Below are 3906 nucleotides of genomic sequence, written 5' to 3'. Positions count from 1 at the left end.
TTCCATCGTTTTCATCCTTTACTGCAACTTCACACTTCATTTTTTTCGCAAGCTTTATAAGATTAGCCTTTGCAGTATCATTATCAACTATTACCATTACATTCTTATTTTCATCCAATGCCTTTTTAGTAAGTATTACTGGTTGGGGGCAGGCCAGACCTCTTGCATCAATTTCTTTCATATTTCCTCCCGTTGTCTATTCTTACTACCTGAGAATATTACTATATTATTCATTCTATCAAAAGGAAAGACTATTGTCCATTCTAACAATAGTCTTTATAGATCTTTATAGATCTTTATACAATTATTTACTGTTTGAACCCTATTCTGCAAGTATTCCCTTGTATGTAAGGTAATTCAATATCAGATTATTTTCATAAAATACTTCGCTTGATTTTGATTCCAGTATCTCTGTTGTAATGATATTGTCCTTTTCAGACATTGCTATGAATGGAGATACTATTGCAAAGACTATATACAGCAGTACAACTGCCTTCAGAAGACCGAAAAGAGCTCCCAAGAGCTTGTTTGCCGTATTTAACACTGGTGCCTTGAAAAGCACATTTAAAACTCCTGCAACTATCATAAGAATTAGATATGTAATGAGAAATGCAACAGTAAAACTAATGATTATCAAAAACACATTTGTTATCTTGTCGGACATGCTCTGAGCATAGGCTTCGGCAGTATCCCCTATTGATGTCTGCAGGAAATCCTCCATTATCCTCTGTATATCAAATGGAAGTTTTCCAAATCCTTTGAATATACCTCCAAGGTCCAATTCCTTGTTGGGCAGATCCCCTATTATATCGGTGATCTTCGTACTTATATTGTTGTTAATAAAATCTACAATTCCGGTCCTTTCAATGAAGAAGTCCCTGACTATGTAGTGGTATTTCCAAGCTATTAAGAAGGAAGCAATCAGACCTACAAGGTCGAATAAGGACATTATCAATCCTTTTCTGAATCCATTACCTAATACAAGCAGAATAAATACCACTACTACAATATCTATTACATTGAATTCCATAAAATTCCTCCTGTTAATCTATTTTTATATTAAGTTCCACAATGCTGTTTTCCGACAACAGTCTTATCTTGTCACCATTTAGTTTCAGATCCTTTATAACTCCCTCGGGATTATAAACCATGATAACCTTCTCATCTAAAATATAGGATATAAAACCGCTGTTGCTCAAAAAGACATGACCTTTGTAAGCGTCCAATCTCGTATAGGCATCCTCAGTCTTTATTATTCCTTCCACCTTTCCTCCCGTATCTATGGTTGTTACAGAATTCTTTTCCTTTCCTGTGAGAAGAAATATTTTATCATCAACAAATTTACAGTCTTTGATATAGTCATACCCGCTGTAGGTCCATAATATACTGCCCTCGTTATTTATTTTGTACAAATTTTCGTTTGTAGCAACATAAATTCCGTCCTTGGCCGTATACTGAAAAACAACCACTTCGTTATTCAAATCCAGCTCCCATAGATTGTACATTCCTTCTACAAGATATTCTCCTATTTTAGAAAACATATAACTGCCCTCATATGAGAATGTAGTCACTATAAAACCATCTGAATTATCCGAATCAAGAGTCTTTATTACTCGCATCCTATTACTGTCAAATGTTCCTAGAAGCTTCATTGTATTGTCATATATATCTACTGTATTTGTTGTTTCTTCATAGTCCGAACCAACAACAAAAATTCTTTCATCCTGACTTATGTTTAGAAGTTTCTTTTCTTCTACATCATATTCCATTTCAAGAAAATTTCCTTCCAGTTCAATATATACCGAGTCAGCTGTCTTCACAAACTTGTGCTTCCCAAGAAAGGTCTTTTCAATAAACCCATCAAATTCGTGTATATCTGACATTTGTCCCTTATAGTCATAAGTCTCAAGAACATTATCATAAACAATGTAATAGCCCTCTCTGGCTAAAATCACTTCTCCTTTTTGGGAATCCATATCAATTACGCTTTCCACTTCAACTGAAATCCTTGTCTCGTTGAAACGTTCCACTATATTGTCTAAAAATCCCATGGAATAGAGAATACCAAATAATACTACAAGAACAACTATGAAAAATAGTATTTTTTTCATCATCTTACTCTTCCTGACCGCATTCATCAGCAATCTTAATGAGGGCTTGTGAAGCCTGCTCTATATCCTTCAAGGTGTTGAACCAGCTCATGCTGAATCTTACTGCACCTTTTTCATATGTTCCTATAGTCTTGTGAGCAAGAGGAGCACAGTGGTATCCCGGCCTTACTGCAATTGAATACTTTCTGTCTAGTATTGAAGCAAGTTCCGATGAGTCTAAATCTTTTATGTTAACCAATACGACTCCGCTTCTATATTTCAAATCTTTTGGTCCGTAGGATTCTATGTTCCACGTGGAACTAATAGTTTCCAGAAAGACTTTTACCAACTGGTCTTCTCTCTTTCTGATGGTTTCTCTTCCTGTCTCCAGTATAAATTCCAATCCTCCCTTGAGCCCTGCTATACCCGGAAGATTTGGAGTTCCACTTTCAAGCTTGTCAGGCATGAAGTCAGGCTGGATTATTTCGCTTGACATGCTTCCTGTTCCACCCTCTATAAAGGTATCTATTTCAACATCTTCACTTACATATAGCCCTCCTATTCCCATTGGTCCGAATAGGTTTTTATGACCCGGAAAGGCTAGAATATCTATATTCTGTTTTTTCACATCTATTTCAAGCAGTCCCGCACTCTGTGCTGAGTCAACCATAAATAAAACGCCCTTTTCCCTGCAAATCTTTCCTATTTCCTCTATGGGCATTATGGTACCTGTAAGGTTTGACACATGAGTAGACACAACCATCCTTGTATTTTTCCTTATTTCATTTTCAATATCCTTTGGATTAATCATTCCAAATTCATCTGCCTGTACTATGGTCATCGCTACACCCCGAGATTCCATAGTGGATAAAGGTCTTAGAACTGAATTATGTTCCATGGATGTAGTAATTACATGGTCTCCTTTTTTAAGGACACCCTTGATTGCAATATTTAGTGATTCCGTACAGTTTTTTGTAAAAACTATATTCATGGAATCTTCTATATTGAAAAACTCAGCTAATAGCTCCCTGGTTTCAAAAATAATTTCAGCACTTTCCACTGCCATGCTGTGACTTCCTCTTCCAGGATTGGCCGCTGTTTCTCTTGTATATTTATTCATGTAGTAATATGTCGATTCCGGCTTTGGAAATGTAGTAGCCGCATTGTCTAAGTATATCATTAAATCACCCATTATTATTATATCTACTAGATACACATGAGTAAAGATATTTCATATGAATCTTCAATATTGTATACAGTGTACATAACTTGTCTCTGATTTCCCAAAATCCACCTTCATTTATCTCGATTTTGAGGCCGTTTAAAATAATTAGCAATACAATAATATTACAAATAAAAAAAAGGCCTGAAACAGGCCTTTTCTTGCTTTATTTGATTAAATCGTTAAAATCTTCTTGATTTGCTATTGGATATTTTACTTTTGCTTCATAGTGAGTGTGAAGAAGCTTGTGTGAAAGATGACTGTTTGGTTCCTTGAGGAAAGTTTCATAAAGTTTTATAATCTCTGGGTTTTTATGAGACTTTCTATTTACCATTACAGTATCCTCTTCGTAAAGGGCATTTGCTCTATTTACTTTAGGGTCCACCTCGATCTTTTCTTTTGCAGAAACAAAAGATTGTCCTCCACCGTTAACACATCCTCCAGGACATGCCATAAATTCAATAAAATGATATTGCTTTTTACCAGTTTTAATTCTTTTAAACATTTCCTTAATTCCGGCTCCACCAGATACTACAGCTACATTAATTTTATGTCCCCCAATAATAAGGGTAGTTTCCTTAATCATACCTGTTG

The 3906-nt window shown here is 35.4% G+C and carries 5 protein-coding genes; all 5 read right to left on the bottom strand.

Going from position 1 to position 3906, the window contains the following annotated elements; all coding sequences use genetic code 11:
- Positions 1–181 (bottom strand): sulfurtransferase TusA family protein (locus tag AC3AX0_RS08855; protein WP_487549935.1); only part of this gene is annotated, 181 nt, incomplete at its 3' end.
- Between the two features lie 141 nt (positions 182–322).
- On the bottom strand, positions 323–1030 hold the full coding sequence (locus AC3AX0_RS08850; RefSeq protein WP_487549934.1) for a CvpA family protein: 708 nt from the start codon (positions 1028–1030) through the stop codon (positions 323–325).
- 13 nt (positions 1031–1043) lie between these two features.
- Positions 1044–2114, bottom strand: a complete 1071-nt coding sequence (locus tag AC3AX0_RS08845) for a hypothetical protein (protein ID WP_487549933.1) — start codon at positions 2112–2114, stop codon at positions 1044–1046.
- Position 2115: 1 nt separating this feature from the next.
- Positions 2116–3270, bottom strand: coding sequence for an aminotransferase class V-fold PLP-dependent enzyme (locus AC3AX0_RS08840; protein ID WP_487549936.1), 1155 nt, complete (start codon positions 3268–3270; stop codon positions 2116–2118).
- Positions 3271–3478: 208 nt separating this feature from the next.
- Positions 3479–3906 (bottom strand): iron hydrogenase small subunit (locus tag AC3AX0_RS08835; RefSeq protein ID WP_487549932.1); only part of this gene is annotated, 428 nt, incomplete at its 5' end.

Source organism: Dethiosulfatibacter sp., from assembly GCF_983023055.1.
Note: the sequence above shows the minus strand (reverse complement) of the source record. Positions and strands in the feature narration are given on the sequence as shown.